Origin of the sequence: Pseudokineococcus basanitobsidens (assembly GCF_037482545.1) — a bacterium.
Taxonomy (GTDB): domain Bacteria; phylum Actinomycetota; class Actinomycetes; order Actinomycetales; family Quadrisphaeraceae; genus Pseudokineococcus; species Pseudokineococcus basanitobsidens.
Map to the genome: position 1 here is coordinate 1 of NZ_JBBIAA010000082.1, position 704 is coordinate 704.

Annotated in this window: 1 protein-coding gene; it reads left to right on the forward strand. The window is 66.3% G+C overall.

Features of this window, described 5'->3' with window-relative positions; all coding sequences use genetic code 11:
* Positions 1 to 127: 127 nt before the first annotated feature.
* Complete coding sequence (locus WDZ17_RS17380) at positions 128 to 409, forward strand: hypothetical protein (protein WP_339576434.1); 282 nt, start codon at positions 128 to 130, stop codon at positions 407 to 409.
* Positions 410 to 704: the final 295 nt, after the last annotated feature.

Below are 704 nucleotides of genomic sequence, written 5' to 3' on the forward strand. Positions count from 1 at the left end.
CCTCGGACGACGAGGCAGACGAGCACACGAAATAGAACATCTGTTCTAGAATCGATAACCTGGCGGTCCGCAAGGAGGCTCGGCAGTGGGTACATCGAAGCGATACGCGTCGGCGGTCGATCGCAGGATGGATACGCGCATCCTCGAGCGGATCGCCGCGGAGGCCGGCCCCCTGCAGTCGCTCTCGAGCGCCGAGCTGCGCTTAGACGTAGAACCGGTGACTATCGACTCGCGGCCGAAGCCTGCGAAGGCGTGGGTGCGCTTCGGCGCGACGCCGACGCTCGTCGACGCAGAGGTCTGCCGGTGGACAGCGGATGCCTGCGCGATCAGGTTCCGCGTGGGCGAGACGGAGATGAAGGCATGGGTATGGGCCTCGGCGGTCACGCCGGCCTCTCCTGGAAGGCGCTGAACGTCCCTGTGGACGGTTTCTGCGGCGCCGCCGGCATCCTGGTTGCCTGGCGTCATGGATGACGACGAATGGCCAGGCTTCTCCCCTACCTGTGAGCGCTGCCTGGTGCAGCTGCAACCGTCGTGGAACCCGCCGACTCCCCCGGTCTGGCGGTGCCCGAATTGCGGCCTGGTGCGCGTGTTCTAGCCGATCTGGCGCACGAAGAGGATGACTTCATCTGCCGGGATCCTCGACCGCAACTGCTCGATCGCAACGCCGGAGGACGGCGCCTCGAGCTCCACGCGCGTGGACTCGT